Origin of the sequence: Enterococcus sp. DIV0574, from assembly GCF_051711125.1 — a bacterium.
Classification (GTDB): Bacteria; Bacillota; Bacilli; order Lactobacillales; family Enterococcaceae; genus Enterococcus_D; species Enterococcus_D gallinarum.
In genome coordinates this window covers 2,532,031-2,551,941 of record NZ_JBIOMA010000001.1, presented here as the reverse complement: position 1 = coordinate 2,551,941, position 19,911 = coordinate 2,532,031, and the positions used below count along the sequence as shown (strand labels likewise).

Here is a 19,911-nt window from a genome sequence, read left to right as displayed (position 1 = left end):
AATGAAAACGCAAACAAGTCGCGTTAGAATAAAAATATAAGAAAAGGAGGAGAACAAATGTTAAACACAGTGATCTTAAAGAACAACTATCAAGATTCGATCAATCTCATGTTGTTGACGAATACGATCAATGATCTTGATGGCGTGACAATGAGTCAGATCATGATGGGGACAGATGCAAACAAAGATATTTTAAATAACACTGGCTTGCTGACGCCTGAAGCAGAAGCTGCTTCCCCGAATGACATGATGATCGTTGTCGACAGTGAAGACGAGCAAATCATGGAGGAAGTTTTACCGGCGATCGATACCTTTCTAGCTGATCTTTCCGCTAAAGGTGACGACAAAGAGAAACCTGCTGCAGCTTCTTGGCAAGAAGCACTGACTGCTTTGCCGGATGCCAATGTGGCGTTGTTCAGTATTCCGGGAGAATATGGCGCAGCCGAGATGGAAAAGGCTTTGAAGAATGGTCTGCATGTTTTTTCTTTTACGGACAATGTAGCTATTGAAGATGAAGTTCGCTTAAAGAAATTAGCGCATGAAAAAGGACTATTAATGATGGGACCAGATTGCGGAACAGGGATCATCTCTAGTATCCCGATTGCCTTCACCAATGTGGTTTCACCTGGAAATATTGGTGTAGTTGGTGCATCAGGGACAGGGATCCAAGAAGTCACAACGATCATCGATCGTCTAGGTGGCGGGGTAGTACATGCAATCGGAACTGGTGGACGTGATCTCAGTGATAAGGTGGGAGCCATCACTGTGAAAGATGCGATCGTCGCTCTGGAAAATCATGAACCAACCGATGTGATTTGTGTCATCTCGAAGCCACCTGCAAAAGAAGTGCGGGATGAAGTCGTTCAATTGCTGCAAAGTATCAGCAAGCCAGTCGTTGCTATTTTCTTAGGAGAAAAACCTGAAGCCCATGAAGGAAAAGTTTACTTGGCACACACATTGGAAGAAACTGCACAAATTGCTGTTGATTTAGCAAATGAAGAAGCTGTCAAACGGAATTATTTTACAAAATTGGACAAACCAAACGTATCCACTTTAGACAAAGACAAAGTTGTTAAAGGCCTTTATTCTGGCGGCACACTAGCTGCTGAAGCGGGCATGTTGATTTCGGAAGCGTTGAACTTAGAAGGTTTAGTCAAGCAAGAAGGATATATTTTGCATTCTCACGGCTACGATGTGATCGATTTAGGCGATGATATTTATACGCAAGGAAAACCTCATCCAATGATCGATCCAGAGGTACGGATTCAAAAAATCGAAGAGTATGCAGAGGATGAACAAACAGGAATTATTTTGTTCGACGTGGTTTTAGGTTACGGTGCACATGAAGATATGGTCGGAGCATTGCTACCTGCCATCGAAGCAGCACAAACAACAGCTAAAACAGCTGGGCGTGATCTTTACTTCGTGGCTACAGTCTGCGGAACCACGAAAGATCCGCAAAATTATCAAGATGCAGTCGATCGCTTGAAAGCAGCGGGGGTTTATGTAGCAGAAAGCAACGCGAAAGCTGTTCAATTAGCACTCTTGTTAAAAGGTGTCGAAATGTCAGAAGCAGATAAAGCGGTGGAAGACTACACGGGGACAACGATTGATGTACCAACGGTTAGTGAGCAAGTGATGGAATTATTGACAACAAAACCGCGAATCATCAATGTCGGCTTACAAAGTTTTAATGAATCGATCTTGCAATATGGTGGACAAACGGAGCAATTTAACTGGCGTCCTAGAGCGAGCGGCAATAAAAAAATGATTCGCATTCTGGATGCACTGGAAGATTTTGAGGATCAAATTGCAGCGGACAACCAAGAAGTGACAGACAAAATCAAGAATGCGCAACCTTTCTTGATCGATGTAGTACCTGCTAAAACAGTCATTGCTGAACTAAATGAGCAGCAAAAAACGTTATTACATGCTGGACCTCCAATCGAGTGGTCAGAAATGACTGGACCGATGCAAGGTTCTTGTATTGGCGCGGCGTTATTTGAACGGTGGGCAACGAATGAAGAAGAAGCACGCCGGTTGTTGGAAAGCGGAGAAGTTCGTTTCATGCCTTGTCATCATGTACAAGCTGTTGGCCCGATGGGTGGAATCACTTCTGCAAACATGCCTGTCTTTGTGGTTGAAAATCGTCTGACAGGAAATCGTGCTTACTGTATTTTGAACGAGGGTATCGGCAAAGTGTTACGTTTTGGTGCTTATTCCCAAGAAGTCATTGATCGCTTGGATTGGATCAAAGATGTTTTAGGACCGACGATCGCTAAAGCATTGCAGTTGACAGAAGAAGGCATCAATTTGAATGTCTTGATCGCGCGTTCGATCACGATGGGGGATGAATTCCACCAACGAAACATTGCGGCCTCATTGAACTTCTTGAAAGAAATTTCGCCACTAATCATTCAAACAGATATTCCGGAAGATCAAAAGTACGAAGTTATCAAGTTCTTAGCAGATACTGATCAATTCTTCTTGAACATCATGATGGCTACCGGTAAGGCCATCGTTGACGGTGCTCGTTCAGAAACAAAAGGGACAGTAGTGACAACGATGACCCGTAACGGTGTCAATTTTGGGATTCGTATCGCAGAAACAGAGGACGAATGGCACATTGCCCCGGTCAATACGCCAAAAGGTCTGTACTTTACCGGCTTTACTGAAGCAGACGGTAATCCTGATATCGGAGACAGCGCCATTACGGAAACCGTCGGTGTTGGGGCAATGGCAATGGTTGCTGCACCAGGCGTGACCCGTTTTGTCGGTGCTGGCGGTTTTGAAGATGCCTTGGAAACATCGAATGAAATGGCAAAAATTTGTCTGGGACACAATTCGACATTTTCGATCCCAACATGGGACTTCCAAGGAACATGTTTAGGAATCGACATTCGAAAAGTAGTCGAAACAGGGATCACACCAGTGATCAATACTGGAATCGCCCACAAAGAAGCTGGAGTAGGACAAGTTGGTGCGGGAACGGTTAGAGCACCTCTAGGCTGTTTTGAAAATGCTCTAACAGCTTATGCGAAGAAACTAGGGATCGACGTTGACTGAAAAAATCATTGCGAGTGATTACCTGTCTCCGATCCAGCAATTTGGAGGAATGGGGAAAATCCATAGTGTATTTGATCGTTCATTTAATATTCAAGTCAATGAACAGTTGATCAACATCAATAATTACCGCAGCTATCTGGCAGGATTTGGGATGTATTTACCTGAAGAACAGTTTCGGGCAATCATGCCTTATGTGGAGCCGGGAAATTTAGTCAAGATACGTAGTCATAGTTTGACATTTTATAGTACCAAAGGAACGATTGTTTTGCCTTTGACAGATGTTGCTTTTGTTTCGCTGCAAGTGAAGGACCTTACCTTCACTGCAGCGGAGCGAAACAGCTTAAAAGAAATACTGACCCAGCAAAATTTAGTAGAAAAAATTGGACTTCCTTTAGAAAAACGAGCCTTAGAAATTTTTGAAGCGTTGCGGCATCCCGAGCCAGATTGGCAGCAAGTGACTGCTTATCTAATTGGCCGAGGGAAGGGATTGACACCTAGCGGAGATGATCTATTGGTTGCTTACCAAGCAATGCTTTATGCCTTTGACCAACCAGCGGAGAAGTTAGCAACTGCTCTAGCGGTTCCTTTGTCTACTACTGATGTCAGTAAAGCCTATATTTCCGCCTCTATCAAAGGTTATGTCAATTCATTGATCTATCGATTATTGACTGATTTGAAAAGCCAAGATCAGCAGCTGATCGAAAAAGATGTAAAGGATGTCATGAAAATCGGCCATTCATCGGGCATTGATCTGTGTTTTGGCATTCTGCTAGCATTGGAATCAATCACTTTAGAATAGAAAAGAGGAGAAATCATGGAATCTATCAACCAGCGACCAGCTGAAAAAGTAAGTAACAATTATTGGAAAAAAGTTGTTGCCATTTTCTTTGTAGGTTGGATCTTAATGTATGCCACAAGGACGATCTTTAATCCAATCATGGGTGTGATCGGAGAACAATTCAATTTAAGCAATACGCAACTAGGTCTAGCAAATAGTATCTTCTTCTTGACCTATGCCATCGCCCAAATTCCTTTTGGGATCGTTGGGGACAAAATCGGTCGAAAGCTAGTCATTGCCATTGGTTTTGTACTGCTGGCCGTGACTACGTATTTCAGTGGATTAGCTACGAGTTTTGTCTTGTTCTTAGTCATTCGCGCACTTGCCGGTATCGGTCAAGGTGCGTATTATGGGCCTCAATACGCGTTATCAACAGAAGCGATTCCAGATAACAAACGAACCGTTGGAAATGCGATTATCAACAGCGGAATGGCTTTTGGGACTTCTGGCGGGTATCTATTGTCAAGTAAACTTGTTTTGGATAATGGCGATCATTGGAGTAAACCATTCTTTATCATGGCGATCCCAACATTGATTCTCGGTATCTTGTTTTACACGGTATTGAAAGAGAAAGTCATCCGTCCTGAAGATGAAGAAAAAGTGGTTAAAGAAGAAGGACCAAAAGAAAAAATCTCTCTTAAACAAATTTTTTCTAATCGTAATTTAGTGGCTGCCTTTATCTTATGTTTTACTAGCATTTATGCAAATTTTGTTATCATTACATGGTTACCACAATTTTTGATCGCAGAACGTGGATTTGAAGGAGCAAGTGTTGGATTTATTGCTTCTCTCGTCCCATGGGCTTCGATTCCTGGTGCCTTGATTTTTGCTCGGTTGAACGACAAAACAGGAGCAACGAAAAAACTGGTGTATTTCTTGGTACCCCTTGCGACACTTTCAGTTTTTGCGATTGCCTTTGTTACAGACCGCACGATATTGATCGCCGTGTTGATTTTGTATGGATTGACGGGCAAGCTTGCTCTTGATCCAATCGTGGTGACATTTGTAACGAAAAATGCACCAGCCGGAGCGTTAGGCACGACGCTTAGTGCCTACAACTTCATCGGAATGTCTGGTTCGATCCTCGCCCCATATGTCACAGGATTTTTAGCAGATTCATTAGGATCAATGCAAGTCGGTTTTTACTTATCGTGTGTGTTGCTGCTGATCGGATTAGGAATATTTGCCGTATTAGCGAAGGAAAATGAGAAGGAGACAGTAAAATGAGTTTAAATGTGATCGCACTAGGCGGAAATGCCATTTTGGATAAAGACCCTAGTGATAGTGGACAAAAAGCGGTAGTTGCTCAAGCAGCCAAATATATTGCTGATTTTGTTGAAAAAGGCGAACAAGTGATTTTGTGTCATGGAAATGGCCCACAAGTCGGTAATTTGCTGCTTCAGCAAAAAGCTGCTGAAAGCGAAAAAAATCCACAGCTGAAATTGGATACCTGTGTTGCGATGACACAAGGAAGTATCGGCTATTGGTTGCAACATGCACTAACCAATGAATTTGCCCAACGGGGTGTGCCGCAATCCGTGATTTCTTTAATCACACAAGTCAGAGTGGATAAAAACGATCCTTCTTTCCAGAAACCATCGAAACCGATTGGTCCTTTTTATGATAAAGAAGAAGCGGAAGCAGCGATGGCTAAAACCGGGGGTGTCTATCAAGAAGATGCCGGACGGGGCTACCGAAAAGTGGTTCCTTCTCCGATGCCACAAGAAATCGTCGAAAAAGACGTGATCAAGACCCTAGTCGATGCCGGTGTAATCACGATTTGTGCTGGAGGTGGTGGGGTACCTGTTTATCAAGAAAATCAGCACTATGTTGGCGTGGAAGCAGTCAATGACAAAGATTTTGCAGCCAAGGTTTTGGCAGACAATGTCCAAGCAGATCGTCTGATTATTTTAACGGGTGTTGATAATATCTACATTAACTACAATCAACCAGACCAACAAGCTCTCAAAGAAATCACTGTCGAGCAAGCAGAACAGTATATTGAAGAAGGACACTTTGCTGCTGGCAGTATGTTACCGAAGATCCAGGCAGCCATCGGCTTTGTAAACGAGGATGCGTCAAGGACAGCGATCATTACCTCAATTGAAAATTTAGCTGTACTTGATCAACAGGTAGGGACTATACTCCGCAAATAAAGAGGGGATCAAGGTGAAAATAAAAAAAATACCAATGGTCACACAAATCGTTATTGCTGTTTTGTTGGGGATCGTTTTTGGATTGCTGTTTTCACAAGCGGGCGTTCACTTAAAAATCGTTGGCGATATTTTTCTACGGCTCATGCAAATGGCAATACCGGTATTGATCTTAGGGCAAATCATTCAGGCTGTTGGGGGCATTGCCCCCAAAGAATTGACACGGTTAGGTGGGAAAACAATCGCGGTCTTCGGGATTTCCTCCTTACTTGCTGCGGCTTGGGGTGTCGCAATGGCAGTTTTCTTTACCCCTGGTAAAGGGATCGATTTTTCACAAACGGCTGCTGACACTGTCCAAGCGCAAGAAATCTCACCATCGGAGACGCTGATCACTTTTATTCCTACCAATATTTTCGATGCCTTGTCAAAAGGATCGATTATTCAGATCATCGTTTTTGCCCTGTTTTTTGGGATTGCTTTAAATCGTTTTTTGCAAAAGAATCCGCAGTCGCAATTATTAACAATCATTGTTGACTTGAATGAAGTCGTGCTGACGATCATCCGCTATGTCATGATTTTAGCGCCCATCGGGATCTTTGCGCTGATTGCTTCAACGATCAGTTCTTTGGGGTTACAGATCATTTTACCTCTAGGAAAGTATCTTCTAATCTATGGGTTAGCCACACTGACGTTTCTTGCCTTATGGATTGTTGCTTTGATGATCTATTGCCGCGTGAATCCATGGCGCTTGATCCAAAATATGAAAAATATGACCATTATGGCATTAGCGACTACCTCGTCCGCCATCACATTACCGGTCGCTATGGAAGAAGCCCAACATAAGCTGGGATTAAGCAGCCGTATCACAAATCTAGTCTTACCACTAGGAATGTCTTTAAATAGTAATGGTTCTGCGATGCATATGGCGATCACAGTGATGACGATTGCCCAGATGTATCAAATGCCTTTTGATTTGATCCAAATGATTACAGTGGCTGTCACTGCAACATTCGTGTCCTTGGCGAATGCAGTTGTTCCGGGAGCTGGCCTCGTTTCACTGGCGATTGTCGTCCCTCAATTAGGACTCCCAATCGAGAGTATCGCGATTTTTGCTGGTGTAGAATGGTTTGTCGGTATGCTGCGAACGATTTTGAATGTCAATTCAGATGTTTATTCTGCGATGATCATTGCGAAATCTGCGGATGAATTGGACTATCAGATATTTAATCAATAAGAGAAAGGAGAAGTCGCTGTTGTCACTATCAGGTACTTCTCCTTTATTGTTAAAGGAGGATTCACGATGGAAGAACTAGTCACTCTTTCTATTACTCAATTGGAAGAATTGATGAAGAAAAAACTGATCGCTGCTGGGTTGCCGCAAGAAGCTGCCAGCGAAACGGCGAAACATTTAGCTATTGCAGATGCAACAGGTGTCCATTCCCACGGTGCTGTACGCATGGACTATTATGCCGAACGGATCGCTAAAGGCGGAATCACATTGGCGCCTAAATTATCTTTTGAGAAAACCGGTCCTGCTACAGGGATTTTTCATGGCGACAATGGCATGGGACAATACGTCTGTAATGAAGCGATGAAGATTGCGATCCATCTTGCCAAAGAAGCTGGAATTGCCTATGTCGGTGTCGAACAAACCAGTCATAGTGGTACCATGGCTTATTATGTCAAAAAAGCGGCAGAAGAAGAGTTGATCGCATTAGCGATGTGTCAATCAGATCCAATGGCAGTTCCCTTTGGCGGTACCCGCAATTACTTTGGCACGAACCCAATTGCATTTGCTGCGCCACGAGCGGGACATGAACCCATTGTTTTTGATATGGCTACCACCGTTCAAGCGTGGGGCAAAATACTCGATGCCCGAGCCAAAAATCAGCCGATCCCAGAAAATTGGGCAGTGGACGAGACAGGACAACCAACCACAGATCCTACGGCCGTTAAAGGATTATTACCGATCGCTGGCGCCAAGGGCTATGGCTTGATGATGATGGTGGATATTTTAGCCGGTTCACTGTTAGGACTGCCTTTCGGGAAACATGTATCTTCTATGTATGCCGATCTCACTGAAAAAAGACGCCTAGGACAAATGTTTCTAGTCATTGATCCCAAACGCTTTACGGATCTTTCGGCATTTAAAGAACAGATGGATCAAATGGTAAATGAATTACATGAAATTCCGCCTGTAGAAGGACAATCAGAGGTCTATTATCCAGGCGAGATCAGTCAACTACAGTTTGAGAAAGCAAAGCAAGATGGTGTACAGATTCCGCGTTCCATCTACGAGTACTTGATCAGTGAGACCATCCACCAGAATAAGTATGGAGGGCAAGATGCATTTGCGAAGTAGGTGCTGAACTATTTTATAGTGGAAAATAACGAATAGGTATACGTCTTAAAAAGAAGATAAACATACGTATTGAGGATACATATGTTCATCTTCTTTTATTCTGTGCTAGTTATCTTTGGTAGTAGCATTTTTTGCTGAATAACTAAGATAATAAAATCCAGATACGAGAACTGCACCACCTACTATATTTCCTAGATAGACAGGGATAAAATTTAAAACAAACGCTTTCCAAGTAGCTTCTCCTTCAAAGATTGCTGCGGGAATAACAAAGCAGTTAGCGACACTATGCTGGAATCCAATTGCCACGAAAATCATGACTGGAAACCAGATAGATAGAATCTTTCCTGCCGCATCTTTTGCACCGTAGCATAACCACAATGCGAGTCCAACAAACCAGTTACAGCCAATACCGGAAATGAAGGCTTGTGAAAAAGAAGTGTTTAGCTTGTGCTGCGCTATTTTTATGACCTGTTCTCTAAAGACATCAGTATGCGTCAGTCCAACAAAGTAACCAAAAAAATAGGCAACAAAAATTGCTCCAATCATGTTTGTGATTGTAATCAATACCCAGTTGCCTACAAGCTTCTGATAAGAAATCCGGTGATCGTAAAAGGCAATTGTTACAGCCATCATGTTTCCAGTGATTAATTCCCCGCCAGCTAGTAAAATGACGATTAATCCAATAGGAAAAATTGCTGATCCTAACAATGTCCCTAATCCGGAAAAGTTTGATGGTATGGGGGCGGATACTCGGATATAAGCTAAATATCCCAAAGAAATCATAGCACCGCCAATAAAGCCTAACAAACATTTTGCTATTAGTGTTTTTTTTGTTTTGTTTGCCCCGTTTTTGATTGCTATTTCAACAATTTCTTCTGGTGCGTACATGGTTCGCTTCCTTTCAGTAGATCACTTAAAAAAGGAAGTGTGACAGAAGTATAAACTAGTCAAAAGGTATCCGTTCTCTATAATGATGAACTGTCTTTCTCTTAAGATTGTGCTGAAGACCGACTTCACCGTAAATAGTATCATGCAGTTCAGATGTTTAGTTTATTAAAAAGTACTTATATCACAGTTCCTGGGAAAAAATAATCCGTGTTTGATTTAATCAAAAAGCGCATTGATTGCGGCATCGATGCTGCTTTGTTCTGCAAGATAAGGGATAGTGATATGATCAGTCCCTTGATTCATTTTGTTATATTCAATGGACGTTTCAATTGCGTGATCATTTCGAGCCCAGCTTCTACGTGCCACTCCGCCCATCGTATCCCAGGCAATCGCTGACTTGATGATCTCATCCACTTGTTCTGAACCATCTAGTACAAGTCCAAAACCGCCATTGATTGATTTGCCAATTCCGACACCACCACCGTTATGCAGTGCAATCAAAGACATCCCCCTAGCAGCATTTCCGGCGTAGCATTGTGTAGCCATATCGGCACAAACATTACTTCCATCTTTAATATTTGATGTTTCACGGAATGGAGAATCTGTTCCAGAAACATCATGGTGATCACGTCCTAGCATAACAGGACCAATTTTACCTTCTCGAACCAATTCATTAAATTTAAGTGCAATATTCACTCGCCCCATACAGTCTTGGTATAAGATTCGAGCTTGTGTACCAACGACTAATTGATTTTTTTCTGCATCACGAATCCAGTTGTAATTGTCTCGGTCTTGATAACGGCGAGTCGGATCAATCACTTCCATTGCAGCATGATCTGTTGCGACCAAGTCTTCGTGTTTACCGCTTAAGCACACCCAACGAAATGGACCGTAGCCATAATCGAAAAGCATTGGTCCCATGATATCTTCAACATAAGATGGCCAAATGAAGCCATCCTTATCATCAATCCCATTTTTTGAGATTTCTTTAATGCCAGAATCATAGATTGCTTTCATGAAAGAGTTACCATAGTCAAAGAAATAGGTGCCTTTTGCAACAAGCGACTTGATTACATGGTAATGGCGTTTCAATGTTTCATCCACTAGCTGATGGAATTTTTCACTATTTGTGGCTAATAGTTTTGTTCTTTCTTCAAACGTAATGCCAGCAGGGCAGTATCCTCCATTGTACACATTATGACAAGAGGTTTGATCAGATAGTAAATCAACTGGTACATCATTTTGGTCAATGTATTCCAATAAATCGACAATATTGCCGTGATAGGCAATTGAAGTCTTTTCATTTTTATTTAGATAGCTTGTAGCAATGTTTATTGCTTCTTCTGGAGTTTCCGCAAGATTAGAAATCCATCCTTGTTCTAATCTTGTATCGATTCGTGACTTATCCACTTCAGCAATAATTGCCACTGCATTGGCGATTTCTCCAGCCTTACCCTGAGCGCCAGACATCCCACCAAGTCCAGAGGAAACAAACAGTTTTCCAGCTAAATCGCCATCATCTTTAATTCCAAGTTTCAAACGACCAGCATTCAAAAGGGTATTGAACGTGCCATGAACGATTCCTTGAGGACCAATGTACATCCAGCCGCCAGCGGTCATTTGTCCATAATTGGTTACTCCCATTTCTTCGGCAATTTCCCAGTCATCAATATTATCGTATTCTCCAACTAATAATCCATTCGTGATAATCACACGGGGAGCGTCTTTTTTTGATTTGAAAAGGCCCAAAGGGTGACCTGATTCAATCACCAATGTTTGTTCCTCTGTCATGATTTCGAGATATTTTTTAATCAAGTGATACTGCATCCAGTTGGAACAAACCTGACCAGTTTCTCCATAAGTTACAAGTTCGTAGGGATAAAGCGCCACAGCAAAATCAAGGTTATTATCAATCATTACCTGCATTGCTTTTGCGGCAGTACATTTACCTTTATATGCATCAATTGGTTTGCCATAGATTCTTTCTTTAGGATACCACCGATAACCGTAAATACGCCCACGTGTCTTTAACTCTTCTATAAATTCTGGAATCACGATTTCATGATATTTTGGATGAATGTAACGCAATGCATTTTTTAATGCGAGTTCTGTCTGGTCTTTTGTTAAACGGAATCCGCGATCAGGTGCGCGGCGAATGCCTTCTTGAAAAATAGTTTTTTCAGGTAAAAAGTCATCTAACTTAACTGTCATCGCTTGTTCGATGTCTTGTAATTGAATCATTAATACTTCCTCCTCAAGTGTATAATAATGGTGAATGAATAAAATATTCTTAATCGGCTTACGATTCTCAGTATATGTAAGCGGTGTCAACGAAACGTCTATCCGCACAAATAATTTTATTCCAATTTTATAAATGGTTGAGACGCGTCGTTTGACTTCTGTTAGACTATGATTTTTTATACTCAGAATATGAATAATTTGTAGAGGAGTAAGAATAATGAAAGCAGAAAAAATTTTAAACAATTTTAGTCAAATTTTTTGTCCGATTGATCAGGGTGCACCATTGAGAGGAAAGCAGATGAGTGAAGCGATAATCATCAACGGAGGCTATATCGCTATCAAGGATGGAAAGATTTTGCACGTAGGGGAAGGACAGCCAAACAATGATTTGGTTGATAAACATACGGAAATTATTGATTACACAGGGAAACTAGCGACACCTGGATTAATTGATTGTCACACACACCTCGTATATGGTGGTAGCCGAGAGCATGAGTTTGCCAAGAAATTAAATGGTGTGCCTTACTTAGAGATTTTAGCTGATGGTGGTGGGATTTTAAGTACAATGAATGCGACTAGACAAGCTTCATTTGACACGCTGTATAATAAATCTGCAGATCTGCTGGATAAAATGCTGATGCATGGTGTGACAACAGTAGAGGCTAAAAGCGGCTATGGATTGAATTGGGAAACAGAAAAAAAACAATTGGAAGTTGCAAAAAAATTGAATAACGAGCATGCAATCGATATTGTTTCTACTTTTATGGGAGCTCATGCGATTCCAGCAGAGTATCAGGGACGTTCTAATGAGTTTATTGATTTAATCATTGATGAAATGCTCCCAAAAGTAAAAGCAGAAAAACTAGCAGAATTTTGTGATGTGTTTTGTGAAGAAGGGGTTTTCTCTGCCGAAGAATCTTATCGATTGTTAAAAGCCGCAAAGGAAATGGGATTTAAATTACGTATACACGCGGACGAGATTGCATCGATTGGGGGAGTAGATATTGCTGCACAGTTAGGTGCAGTTAGTGCTGAACACTTAATGATGATAACTGACGAAGGAATCAGAAAGTTGAGCGAAGCCAAAGTTATCGGGAATTTGCTGCCTGGAACCACCTTTAGCTTAATGGAAGACACGTATGCACCAGCAAGAAAAATGATCGACAAGGGTATGGCAATTACATTAACGACAGATAGTAACCCTGGAAGTTGTCCAACAGCAAATTTACAGTTTATTATGCAGTTAGGTTGCTTTATGCAAAAGCTTACTCCAATTCAAGTCTTTAATGCGGTTACGATTAATGCTGCGTATTCTATTTGTCGATCAAAGAGCGTAGGAAGCCTAGACAAAGGAAAATCGGCAGATATTACTATTTTTGATGCACCGAATATCGATTTTCCATTGTATTTTTTTGCAACTAATTTGGTTACACATGTATATAAGGCTGGAGATCTTGTCGTCTCGCAACGTCAGCATAGTTAGAAATCTTTTTGCAGAGAACTCTCCAATTCTAGTGATAGAGTTAGAGAGTTTTTCTTATAAAAGGTTTAGAAGGTTATAATGGACAGTGTTGTAAGCGGTATCTTTATTAGGTTGGTTGTTTTAAAATAAAGATTAGTAAAACTGAAAGAAGGAGCAGTGATGGAGCATACATTGTCGTTTAAATTATTAGGAACACCAACAATAAAAGTGGATGGGAACATAAAAATTTTTTCTTTTTCAAAAATCAATGCTTTGCTGTATTACATGGTGATCAACAAACAAATTAGTCGGGATGAAATAGCAGGTATTTTATGGCCTAGTAAAGATGAAAAAAGTGCCAAGAAGAATTTGCGAAATACAATTTATCAAGCAAATCGCTCGTTGGGAGGGGAATTTATTGTTTCACCGAATAAATCTATTTTGACGTTTAATTCTGATTTAATCATTGAGAGTGATACGTATCGTTTTGAAAAGGATGCTTATGCTCATCTGGAAGACTATCGGGATGAATTTTTAAAAGGATTTTATTTGAAAGATTCCGATCTGTTTGATGCATGGTTGACTAAGATGCGTAATCTCTATGAACATCAATTTATAGAATGCTGCTATCAAAAGGTTGCAGAAGACATTTCATTTCATGCCGTAGCCGATGTAGAAAAAAATATCAGAAAATTAATTGCAATTGATGAATTTGATGAGCGCAATTATCAATTATTGATGCAATTTTATATTGAAAATCATCGCAATGGGAAAGCAATTGAAACCTATTATGAATTGGCAGAGACACTTAGAGATGAATTAGGAATTGAACCAAGTGAAGAAACAAAACAGCTCTATCAAAGAACATTACAGATTGCCAATCAAAAACAGCGAGTAAGTCAAAAAAAACGCGCGAATCACTTTTATGGTCGATCCAATGAAGTGGAGCGCTTGGAGTTGAATTTGGCGAATTTAAAACAAAAAAAGCCATTTCAATCGGTCTTAGTTACCGGAGATTTAGGTGTGGGAAAGTCTTCATTGTGTCAATTAGTCATAGAAAATATTCAATATCCTTATGAGCTATTCAAAGTGACTTGTTATAAAACGGAACAAGAGCATTGCTTGCGTCCATGGCGTGAACTACTGCAACAGATCATCCATTTATTGCAAAGAGAAAAGCTAGCTGAAGTTAGTCAATGGCAACAAACATTTAGTCAACAATTTCCATTTTTTAATGATTTAATAGCACAACGCGTACTTCGGTCCATTGATTCTGTTGAGTTAAATTTTTTGGCACAATGCATATCGGAAGCTTTGCAACAGTTGGGGAAAATAACTCCTGTTGTCATTTTTATTGAAAACTTACAATGGATGGATCGAACCAGTATTAGGCTATTAACGAGTTTAATTCTGCATAACCCCCATCGGGATATCATTTTTATCATGACATTGCAATCAAGCTTTCGCAAGGAAATACAAGACTTTATCGTAAGCGTTCGCCGCTATGAAAAAATTATCACATTGAAATTACTTCCATTTCAAGATTTTGAGGTCAGGGCTTTTTGTGAGAAACAATTGCCTAATCATACGTTCCAAACATCTACAATAGATTTTATTATGAGAGAATCAGAAGGTGTTCCTCTGTACATTAGTGAGTACTTAAATCAATTGGAAGAGAGCAACACATTGGAAAGATTAACGCAAAACATAAAGGATAAGCTTAGTCTACAGTTTGTAAACTTATTGCCTGTAGAAGTGGAATTGATTGACTTGATTTCTTTCTTTCAGAAATTAGCATTTATGAGTGTACTAATTGAGTTAGTCGATGGTCAAAAAGCAGAGGTTTATAAAGCGCTCGATAATTTAATCAAGCAAGGATTGATCAATGAGAATATTTATCTCGATGAAGTATGCTTTAGTTTTAAACATAATAAGATGAAACAATTTATTTATGCAAAACAATCAGATATGAAATTACGTGTGATACATGAAAAAATTGCTGTTTTATTAGAGCAAAAGTTAAATGAAGCAAAAAACGATAGCGAATTATTGGCAGCAATCGGGTATCACTATCGTCAGGCGCATCAAGAACTTAAGTCCTTAGATTATGAACTTTCTCATCATCAATTATTTTTACGTATTCAACATGAACTCTTTCCAATCTATCATCAAGAACATTTGGCATCACATGAATCGGTCAGAAGAGAAGACCCAAATGAATTAGAAAAATTCAAAGAGATAGGTGCAAGACTTAAGGAAATTGAAGGACAGTATGCAGAAGATAGTACTTATCAGTTGTTGCTCGTCAGATTTCTTTATCTAGAAGGTCGCTTTTTCATCAATTCCGGGGACTATAATCGAGGAATTGAAAACATTCAGCGAGTAATCGTAAAAGCGAAAGACTTTCATCTAACAACCTATTTATTGCGAGGGTATCGCCAAATGATTTATTACTATATTCAAACTGATAATGCGACGGACATGGCACATTATATCGATTTGGCAATGGATGTAGCAATTACTGCCAATAACAACGAATCTATCGGTATTTTATTGCGATTGAAAGGTTTGTATCATCTGATGATCGGTGATTTGGATCAAGCAGAATCGTACATCCAAGAATCGATTACAATTTTTAATATTGCCAACCGTTTTGACGAAAAGTATAACAGCAATATTGCTGCCGCGTATGATTATCTAGCAGAAATCCAGCGTTTGCGGTCTAACTATGAGCAGTCTATCAAACTGCAACAAAAAGCCATCAATTTGTGTGAAGGAAATAATTTGGTGACGAGCTTGGCTATTTTTTATGTTGATATGGGAATTACACTGTATGCAAAAAAAGATTATGATCAAGCGGAAACCTATTTTCTCAAGGCAAATGAATATTTTGAAGTTACTACTTCATTATGGAAAAGGGTTCAGTTAAATGCTTATTTAACATTAATTTACCTTCACAAAAAAGATTATGGAAAAGTGATAGAGTTTATTGAAAAGACAAGCTGTTACCAAAATCAACTAGCTAATCCGCGTGATAGTGGTCTCGTTTATTTTATCAAAGCACTGGTAAAAGAAAAGTGTCTAAATGAGAGGCATGCAAATCTACAATTAAATCATTTGGTTGAAGAAGATTTATCGTACTATTTGACAAAAGCAATGGACAACCTTAGTCAATACCGAGACCGCTATGAGTTGCAAGTTTTAAAAGAATTCTTTCATGTAAATCTATAAGATTGATATCTGAGGCTGTGACAGATGTGATCAGTTTCAAGAAATGAGAAGGAATTTCCGAAAAAGCTATTACTAACCGCTTATTCAGAAGAAGCTGTGACAAAACTTTTGTCACAGCTTCTTTTCACAACTAAGGGTTGAGTCGATAAAGTTTCTTCTTTAGAATGTTCAATGCTGCTTCGGGATAGTTTTGACTTAAAAGTCCTATTGCAGATAAAAGGTAGTCTTGGTCAATAAGAATTTGCGGATCTACTGGTAGCAAAGTATTAGACATGCCCTTGATGTCAGGTTTAACTATTTTTTTAGGAGATTGACTATGAATGATAACGCCACCAGTACCAATGATTGTTTGGAAATTTCGAAGATCTTTTCCATGCTGGTAGTAGATTGTACGATTTGGCGTATATTCTTTTCTTATCTTTCCAGCATGTCTCTCTAAAGCGATAGCCGTTGCCGATTGAGCTAAAAATTGATCAATTAGGCATTCTTCTCGTGTCTTTGGTACATATGTTGGATGACTACATCTATAATAGCAAGCAGCTTGAAGGGTCGTAAATTTCCAAGAAGACAATGCCCTGATTCGATTGGAATCTTCTACAATGCACCTTAGCAAGCTTGCTGCAGAAGAACGCATACCGAGATCACCTTCTACGGTACGCTTCAAATAGGGTTCTTCCAATCCTTCAAAGTAAACATTTTCTGCTTGGGGTAAACCATCTCCAACAGAATGAATATCTGTTGTCGCTCCCCCAATGTCAACAACGACTAAATTCCCAAAACCTTTCGAAGTTTGTGTCCCTTCTTTTAATAGCATGGCTGCAGCTAATACAGCTTTAGGGGTGGGGATGATGGGGGCACTTGCGTGAGCTGCAACTTGATGGATCCCTTTTGAATGAACAATTTTTTCTAAGAAAACTTTTTGGGCAATTTTTCTAACCGGAATAGGATTCAGCTTATTAACATCAGGCATCACGTTTTCGGTAAAGTAAGTATTATTTCGATCTTGCAAGAGCTTAGATAATTCTCCATAGCTGTCTTCGTTGCCAGCTACAATCAATGCAATCTCTGTAGAAAGCTGAGCAAGAAGACGGGCATTGTGACGGATGATTTCTTGATTTCCACCATTACACCCTCCTGTCAACAAAACAACATCTGGCTTTTGTTGTTCTATTTCCTCAAGCTGGTCCAGTGTCAAACGATAACAAAAAGTTTGAAGAATACGACTGCCTGCCCCCAGAGCCGCTCTTTTCGCCGCTTCTAATGTCAAACTCTCAGTTAAACCAATGGCAATCATTTTAAAGCCTCCCCATGCGGAAGAACAGAAATATTCTTCTATCTTTACTTGATCAGAAAATTTTAACGTTTGAAGTAATGCTTTTTTCCCTTCTGTATAGCACAACTGTAACCCTTCTTGACTACTTGTGGGAATCTGAGCTGTATGAAGGACTTCCATGGCGCTAGGATCGACCAGAGTTAATTTTGTATATGTGCTGCCAAAATCAATCAACAAAACAATTTTCTTCATGTTTCCACCTCTTTATTTGCTGATAATTTTCCAAAAGTTCAAAAGAATTATCGGCATAATAATTATTTTTTTCTAATGTTTATGTATAAAAAACGAAGGGCACCGACTATTAAACGTCAAAAATAAAACTTGAAGATTTTTTATGTGTTGATTACAAATTTTTGTTTATGAGTGTACCTATTCAAGCAAAAAAAGTACTTTGTAAAAGAAATCAAAAAGATTAAATAAAGTCTGTCTTGTTTTTTATTCAATGCGCAACGATAGGTTACCTTCAGTTTAAAAAAGAAAGTCAAAAAAAGGTCAAATAAAATAAAAGACAAAAAAATGCGGAAGACAATTAGGCGGATTTTCCAAAAAAAAACAGAATTTTAATTATGAAAAAATTATGAAAAGCTTTTTTTTACGGAGTTTGCAACCGATTTGAAAGAGTGTTAAGCTGATTTCGGTGAATGAAAGCGGTAACAAACAAACTGGTATATTAGGAGGTGTGGAAATAAAAATAACGCTATTCATAGATTTTTTTTAATGTAGTAAGAACAAATTTATGCCGTACCTAAAGTTCAAAATAAAAACAAGGAGCAATAGACCATGACAAAATTAATTGAATGTATTCCGAACTTCAGTGATGGAAGAAATCAAAAGGTTATTGATGGGTTGGTGGAGATCGCTAAGAATGTTAAAGGTGTCACATTGTTGGATCATTCTTCTGACACATCTCATAATCGTAGTGTTTTTACACTCGTTGGTGATGAAGAAGGAATCCAAGAAGTAGTATTTCAATTAGTGAAGTTTGCAAGTGAAAATATTGATATGACGAAGCATCAAGGAGAACATCCTCGTATGGGGGCAACAGATGTGGTTCCTTTTGTGCCGATCAAAGATGTCACCATGGAAGAGTGCATTGCTATTTCTAAGAAAGTAGCTCAACGAATCAATGAAGAATTACAGATTCCCATTTTTCTATATGAAGATTCAGCCACTACACCCGTACGTAAAAATTTAGCGAAGATCCGCAAAGGACAATTTGAGAAAATGCCAGAAAAACTTTTGGAAGAAGAATGGCAACCAGATTATGGCGAACGCAAAATTCATCCAACCGCTGGTGTCACAGCAGTGGGTGCCAGAATGCCTTTAGTTGCATTCAATGTGAATTTGGATACAGATAATATTGAGATTGCCAATAAAATCGCTAAAATTGTTCGCGGATCCTCTGGAGGATGGAAATACTGCAAGGGTATTGGTGTCATGCTTGAAGATCGTAATATTGCTCAAGTATCTATGAATATGGTGAACTTCGAGAAAACACCACTGTATCGTGTGTTTGAAACGATTCGCTTTGAAGCAAAACGTTATGGTGTGTCGGTTATTGGCAGTGAAGTAATCGGATTAACGCCAGCAAAAGCCTTGATTGATTGTGCTGAATATTATTTACAGATTGAAGAGTTCAATTATAATAAGCAAGTTTTCGAAAATCATTTATTGAATTGATAGGGGGATTGTCATGAAACTCGTTGAGATGCAAATAAACGATTTCATTGCTGTTTTAGGTTCGGATACACCGGCACCAGGTGGGGGATCTGCTTCAGCATTAGCTGCCGCACAGGGAATTGCTTTGACAAAGATGGTGACAGAACTCACGATTGGCAAAAAAAAATATGCAGAGTTCGAAGACGAAATTGAATTACTGCAAAAAAAAGCTAAATCTTTGCAAGAGGGTTTACTCAGGGCAATTGATGAAGATACAGAAGCTTTTAATCAAGTGTCAGCTGTTTTTGGACTTCCAAAAACAACCGAAGAAGAAAAAAAAGCCCGCCGAGAAGCAATGCAGAGTGCTTTAAAAGGAGCAGCTGTTACACCTTTTTCTATGATGGAAAAAATTGTGGATGCGTTAAAAGTCACACAGGCTGCGGTTGGCAAATCAAATACCAATGCTGCTAGTGATTTGGGAGTAGCTGCTTTGAATTTAAAGGCAGCTTTACAAGGTGCGTGGTTGAATGTATTGATTAACCTTGCAAGCATCAAAGACGAAATGTTTGTTCGCCAATACCGCAAAGCCGGGGAATCGCTAGTTGAGGAAGGCAGCAAAATTGCTGATGCAACCTATCAACAAATACTTGAATCGCTGTAATCATTTAGATTGGTAGA

General features: G+C 39.7%; 13 protein-coding genes. 10 read left to right on the top strand and 3 right to left on the bottom strand.

Translation table 11 applies throughout. The annotated features are described in order from the left end of the window. Positions 1-57 precede the first annotated feature (57 nt). The 6 genes from fdrA to allD all read left to right on the top strand — a co-directional run bounded on the left by fdrA (position 58) and on the right by allD (position 8,419). Entirely contained in the window at positions 58-3,066 is a 3,009-nt protein-coding gene (gene fdrA / locus IGJ45_RS12310; protein WP_103301027.1) for a DUF1116 domain-containing protein, read from the top strand. Continuing rightward, on the top strand, positions 3,059-3,865 hold the full coding sequence (locus IGJ45_RS12305) for a DUF2877 domain-containing protein (RefSeq protein ID WP_438768686.1): 807 nt from the start codon (positions 3,059-3,061) through the stop codon (positions 3,863-3,865). Before fdrA ends, IGJ45_RS12305 begins: the two co-directional genes overlap by 8 nt. A gap of 15 nt (positions 3,866-3,880) precedes the next feature. After that, positions 3,881-5,131, top strand: a complete 1,251-nt coding sequence (locus tag IGJ45_RS12300; RefSeq protein ID WP_060814492.1) for an MFS transporter — start codon at positions 3,881-3,883, stop codon at positions 5,129-5,131. Then, the gene (gene arcC, locus IGJ45_RS12295) at positions 5,128-6,060 is read left to right on the top strand and encodes a carbamate kinase (RefSeq protein WP_103301024.1); all 933 of its coding nucleotides are present in this window, start codon (positions 5,128-5,130) and stop codon (positions 6,058-6,060) included. Before IGJ45_RS12300 ends, arcC begins: the two co-directional genes overlap by 4 nt. Positions 6,061-6,073: 13 nt before the next feature. Further along, on the top strand, positions 6,074-7,291 hold the full coding sequence (locus IGJ45_RS12290) for a dicarboxylate/amino acid:cation symporter (RefSeq protein ID WP_349703630.1): 1,218 nt from the start codon (positions 6,074-6,076) through the stop codon (positions 7,289-7,291). Between the two features lie 66 nt (positions 7,292-7,357). After that, a complete protein-coding gene (allD, locus tag IGJ45_RS12285; RefSeq protein WP_103301022.1) occupies positions 7,358-8,419 on the top strand; it encodes an ureidoglycolate dehydrogenase in 1,062 nt (353 codons plus the stop codon). 105 nt (positions 8,420-8,524) lie between these two features. Here allD and IGJ45_RS12280 read toward each other — a convergent pair whose 3' ends face one another. Beyond that, positions 8,525-9,307 carry a formate/nitrite transporter family protein gene (locus IGJ45_RS12280; RefSeq protein WP_003125717.1) on the bottom strand — a complete coding sequence of 261 codons (783 nt, stop codon included), beginning with the start codon at positions 9,305-9,307 and terminating at the stop codon, positions 8,525-8,527. A gap of 216 nt (positions 9,308-9,523) precedes the next feature. Continuing rightward, the gene (locus IGJ45_RS12275; RefSeq protein WP_003125719.1) at positions 9,524-11,548 is read right to left on the bottom strand and encodes a urocanate hydratase; all 2,025 of its coding nucleotides are present in this window, start codon (positions 11,546-11,548) and stop codon (positions 9,524-9,526) included. 217 nt (positions 11,549-11,765) lie between these two features. Between IGJ45_RS12275 and hutI the strand changes: the two genes are divergently transcribed. Together hutI and IGJ45_RS12265 are read left to right on the top strand one after the other, a co-directional pair. Continuing rightward, entirely contained in the window at positions 11,766-13,031 is a 1,266-nt protein-coding gene (hutI, locus tag IGJ45_RS12270) for an imidazolonepropionase (RefSeq protein WP_003125720.1), read from the top strand. Between the two features lie 159 nt (positions 13,032-13,190). Then, positions 13,191-16,241 (top strand): AAA family ATPase, encoded by a 3,051-nt coding sequence (locus tag IGJ45_RS12265; protein ID WP_113849380.1) that lies wholly within the window; start codon positions 13,191-13,193, stop codon positions 16,239-16,241. A 130-nt stretch (positions 16,242-16,371) separates the two neighbouring features. On the opposite strand, the gene glmL is transcribed toward IGJ45_RS12265, so the two are convergent. Beyond that, on the bottom strand, positions 16,372-17,766 hold the full coding sequence (gene glmL / locus IGJ45_RS12260; protein ID WP_349703628.1) for a methylaspartate mutase accessory protein GlmL: 1,395 nt from the start codon (positions 17,764-17,766) through the stop codon (positions 16,372-16,374). A gap of 588 nt (positions 17,767-18,354) precedes the next feature. On the opposite strand from glmL, the gene ftcD reads away from it, so the two are divergent. Both ftcD and IGJ45_RS12250 read left to right on the top strand, forming a co-directional pair. Next, on the top strand, positions 18,355-19,254 hold the full coding sequence (ftcD, locus tag IGJ45_RS12255; RefSeq protein ID WP_003125723.1) for a glutamate formimidoyltransferase: 900 nt from the start codon (positions 18,355-18,357) through the stop codon (positions 19,252-19,254). Positions 19,255-19,267: 13 nt separating this feature from the next. Beyond that, positions 19,268-19,894, top strand: a complete 627-nt coding sequence (locus IGJ45_RS12250; RefSeq protein WP_003125724.1) for a cyclodeaminase/cyclohydrolase family protein — start codon at positions 19,268-19,270, stop codon at positions 19,892-19,894. The last annotated feature ends 17 nt before the right edge of the window (positions 19,895-19,911 follow it).

Bases quoted from the DNA above. Each gene is read 5' to 3' on its own strand.
- ftcD (WP_003125723.1), top strand. From the start codon at position 18,355: ATGACAAAATTAATTGAATGTATTCCGAACTTCAGTGATGGAAGAAAT.
- IGJ45_RS12275 (WP_003125719.1), bottom strand. From the start codon at position 11,548: ATGATTCAATTACAAGACATCGAACAAGCGATGACAGTTAAGTTAGAT.
- IGJ45_RS12265 (WP_113849380.1), top strand. From the start codon at position 13,191: ATGGAGCATACATTGTCGTTTAAATTATTAGGAACACCAACAATAAAA.
- IGJ45_RS12250 (WP_003125724.1), top strand. From the start codon at position 19,268: ATGAAACTCGTTGAGATGCAAATAAACGATTTCATTGCTGTTTTAGGT.
- IGJ45_RS12300 (WP_060814492.1), top strand. From the start codon at position 3,881: ATGGAATCTATCAACCAGCGACCAGCTGAAAAAGTAAGTAACAATTAT.
- arcC (WP_103301024.1), top strand. From the start codon at position 5,128: ATGAGTTTAAATGTGATCGCACTAGGCGGAAATGCCATTTTGGATAAA.
- IGJ45_RS12280 (WP_003125717.1), bottom strand. From the start codon at position 9,307: ATGTACGCACCAGAAGAAATTGTTGAAATAGCAATCAAAAACGGGGCA.
- allD (WP_103301022.1), top strand. From the start codon at position 7,358: ATGGAAGAACTAGTCACTCTTTCTATTACTCAATTGGAAGAATTGATG.
- glmL (WP_349703628.1), bottom strand. From the start codon at position 17,766: ATGAAGAAAATTGTTTTGTTGATTGATTTTGGCAGCACATATACAAAA.
- fdrA (WP_103301027.1), top strand. From the start codon at position 58: ATGTTAAACACAGTGATCTTAAAGAACAACTATCAAGATTCGATCAAT.
- hutI (WP_003125720.1), top strand. From the start codon at position 11,766: ATGAAAGCAGAAAAAATTTTAAACAATTTTAGTCAAATTTTTTGTCCG.